Annotated in this window: 2 protein-coding genes and 1 pseudogene; 2 read left to right on the forward strand and 1 reads right to left on the reverse strand. The window is 42.0% G+C overall.

The genetic code is table 11. From position 1 onward, the window contains the following. Together QZX97_RS03870 and QZX97_RS03875 are read left to right on the forward strand one after the other, a co-directional pair. Positions 1-1,105, forward strand: a pseudogene (locus QZX97_RS03870) (gliding motility protein RemB); the annotation flags it as partial. A gap of 6 nt (positions 1,106-1,111) precedes the next feature. Beyond that, positions 1,112-2,764, forward strand: coding sequence for a gliding motility protein RemB (locus tag QZX97_RS03875; protein WP_295664209.1), 1,653 nt, complete (start codon positions 1,112-1,114; stop codon positions 2,762-2,764). Positions 2,765-2,767: 3 nt separating this feature from the next. On the opposite strand, the gene QZX97_RS03880 is transcribed toward QZX97_RS03875, so the two are convergent. Continuing rightward, a partial coding sequence (locus QZX97_RS03880; RefSeq protein ID WP_295654272.1) for an exopolysaccharide biosynthesis polyprenyl glycosylphosphotransferase occupies positions 2,768-3,879 on the reverse strand: 1,112 nt, incomplete at its 5' end.

Below are 3,879 nucleotides of genomic sequence, written 5' to 3' on the forward strand. Positions count from 1 at the left end.
GGGGCAAGACCGGACGCTTATAGGCCAGTCGACGATAAAAAACACTAACGATTGGTCGTACGTTACCAGCCTTGCCGGTTATGCCCCTAACAAATTTTTAACAATTGAATTAGGGCAGGATAAAACATTTATTGGTGATGGCTATCGTTCCGTTTTGCTTTCGGACTACGCCTCAAACTATCCATTGTTACGTTTAATGGTAAACTTAGGGAGTGTGCAATACATGGCCATGTGGGCTTACCTTGATGACACAAACGCGCCAACATTTGACCTGAACAAAAGCGGCCCAAGCGACAGGCGCAAATGGGCGGTTTTTCACTACATAGATTGGAACATCAACAACAGATTGTCGGCAGGTTTTTTTAATGCGTTGATTGCAGCAGAAACCGATAATCTTGGCAACCGCCATGGCTTTGACTTTAACTATATCAATCCGGTTTTATTTGCCAAAGGTTTGGGGCCATCGGGCGCGATACCCGACCATACCCTGTTTGGCTTTAACGGTAAGTATAAAATATTGGATAAGACAACCCTTTATGGCCAGTTGCTTTTTGATCAATCAATTAGTAATGGTGCTAATAATCGCGTTGCTTATCAGCTGGGTTTTAGAGGGGCTGATTTGTTTAAGGTAAACAGCCTTAATTATATCTTCGAGTACAATACCGCAGCGCCTTATACCTACTCGAACCAAAACCCGATTGTAAGCTATACTGACTTTTCGGAGCCACTGGCACACCCTTATGGTGCCAATTTTAAGGAATGGTTGGGTATTGTAAATTACTCTGTGGGTAAGTTTGATTTTCAGGGCGAGCTTATTTATAGCAAATATGGGTACGATACCAATGGCTTAAACTATGGGAAGGATGTTAACCAGGCCGACAATGTTGCTATACCTGCCGGCAACACTACTAACGGGCAAGGCCTTGCCACCAGTTTAAAATATGCCGAGGGTACGGTTTCGTACATGTTAAACCCTAAATTTAATTTCCGTGTAGAAGTGGGCGGTTTATATCGTGAAGAAACCAACGATCTGGCGATTACGAAAACTAACCTGATTATTATCGGGTTGAGGAGCAGTTTCAGGAACCTTTACCATGATTTTTAATAGGTTATGGTAAAATTTAACATCAACATCGGCACTATGCATTACGCTTTAAAAAGATACAGGGTATTATTATCGTTGTTACTGCTTTGGTCGGTTAATATTGTCGAACCGGTTGAAGCACAATCGGTATACCAACCATATTCATACCAGTTTTATCAAAAATTTAGTGCCGACCTTTACTCCATCCATACCAATATCCACAGTACAATAAAACCTTATTTTGCCGACGATAGTTTGCTGAAGCATACTTATGATTCACTAATGGAGATAAGTTTGGCACCAACGCAAAAAAGCAGGCTGTTTAGCGGGCATCTGGCAGAAATTAAAAGCAAAGGATATATGATCTATGCCGACTTGTTGCCCGACTTACAATCGGGATATGATTTTAATGCCAACAAAAGTAACTGGCTAACCACATTAGGTTATCAGGTTGGTGGCACCATTGGCAACAAATTTTATTTTTATGTGGCGGGATACAACAGCAGCGCGCAGTTTCCGGGATATATAAACACTTATGTTAATATCATTGGCGTGGTGCCTGGCCAAACACCTGTCGACAATAAAGGCGGGAGCATCACCAATTGGTCGTACTATACAGGATTGGTGTCGTATACGCCGATTAAGTATGTAAACTTTACTGCAGGGCAGGACAAAAATTTTATAGGCGATGGGTACCGTTCGATGTTATTGTCGGATTACGCATCGCCATACCCATTTGCTAAAATGACATTTACGTTGGGCAATGTAAAATACATCGCCATGCTAACCCGTTTTGAAGACCAGCTTTCGTCAAAAATACCCGGCAGTACCGATAACCGGGTTAAATGGGGCTACTTTCACTATTTAGACTGGAGTATAAGCAACCGGGTATCGCTCGGCTTTTTCGATTCGGTTGTCTCTGCCGATGCGGATAGCGTAGGCCACAAACGGGGCATCGATTACAGCTATTTAAACCCTTTTATTTTTTTAAGGCCAATCGAAGCATCTCACGGCTCACCGGATAAAGCCGATTTGGGCTTGACCGCCAAATGGAAATTTGCTGATAAAAATATCTTGTACGGCCAGTTCGCTTTGACGGAGTTCCAGTCGAAGGATTTCTTCTCGAACGACGGAAGTGTACGGAACAAGTATGGCTACCAACTTGGTATTCGCGGTGCCGACATTTTTAAAGTGAAAGGGCTTAATTACCTGTTTGAGTACAACGCCGCCAAACCTTACACCTATACCGAAACAGAATCGTTCAGGAATTACTCTCAACTTGGCGAGCCGCTGGCGCATCCTTTTGGGGCAAATTTTAGGGAATGGTTAACTAAATGGAATTATTCGATTGGCCGTTTTGATTTGCAAGGCCAATTAAACTACGCTTTTTATGGTTTGGATATCAACGGTTTGGATTATGGAAAAAACATTTTCCAATCGTATATAAATGCGGCAAAGCAGCTAAACAACTATACCGGCCAGGGCTTGCGCACCAATTTGTACTATGCCGAAGGTAAAGTTGCGTATATATTGAACCCTAAATACAATTTGCGTTTTGAATTGGGCGCCGTTTATCGCGATGAGGTGAATACTGTGTTTGAAAGCCGCACGCCGATGATAACTTTTGGCTTACGTAGTTCTTTCCGTAATTTTTATTCGGACGGGGTAAGTGCCCAGTAAGGATTAAAAAGCATTATCATCGCCTTTTACGGTTAGCCAAAAGGTAAGTATCACAATATTGATATCTAAACCAATGGTCCAGTTTTCTATATACCAAACATCGTGTTCAACACGCTTTCTTAGCTGCTCATCTGCCCTTATTTCGCCCCTAAAACCATGTATCTGCGCCCAACCGGTTATGCCCGGTTTCAGGAAATGGCGTATCATGTATTCGTCGTAAATTTTAGAGTATTCGGCGGTGTGTTTCAACATGTGTGGCCTGGAACCAACTACCGACATGTGCCCCATCAGTACGTTAAAAAATTGCGGGAGTTCGTCTAAACTGCTCTTACGCAAAAAGCTGCCCAGTTTTGTAAAGCGGTCATCATCGCGGGTAACCTGTTTGGTTTCTGATTCCTTGTTTACTTTAAGGCTACGGAATTTTATACAAGGAAAGGGTATATTGTTTTTACCCGAGCGCTGCTGAACAAAAAAAACAGGTCCTTTTGAATCGAGTTTTATTAGCAAAGCGATGATTGGAACAAGCCACGATAAAATAAATATGCAGACGAGGCTACTGAACACCACATCGAACACACGTTTTTTTATCCTCCCGGCGCTGCTTTCCAATGGTTCGGAACGCAAAGAGAGTACGGGTATATCCTGTATATAATCCAGCTTTATTTCGCGGTTTACAAATAGTCGCAGGTCGGGCACAAATTTGAACCTGATAAAGTTACGTTCGGCTTTCTCTGCCAATTGGTATATCTGCGGGTCTTTTTCGGGCGACAGCGTGCAGTATATCTCGGATATTTCGTTTTGTTTAGCGTAGTCAAAACATTGGTCTACATCACCCAAAAATGGCATTACCTCTTCCAACTGTGTTTTTTCCTTATAGTCAAAATAACCTTTCACTATGGTGGTATTTTTCATCTGGCGAAAATGCTCAACAATTGTGTCCGAAAGTTCATTGTAGCCAATGATGACAATCCTTTTCTTTGAAAATTCATCGCGGTGAACGAAAAAATTGATACCTACAATAAGGGCCCGGCTTAAAAAAAGATAATCAAAAAAGATAAATTCACTGTAAATGACAAATTTGCGGTTATAGTATGGCCAGGCAAAATTGAAAAGCA

It is taken from the genome of uncultured Mucilaginibacter sp., assembly GCF_903893715.1.
Taxonomy (GTDB): domain Bacteria; phylum Bacteroidota; class Bacteroidia; order Sphingobacteriales; family Sphingobacteriaceae; genus Mucilaginibacter.

Bases quoted from the DNA above. Each gene is read 5' to 3' on its own strand.
- QZX97_RS03875 (WP_295664209.1), top strand. From the start codon at position 1,112: ATGGTAAAATTTAACATCAACATCGGCACTATGCATTACGCTTTAAAA.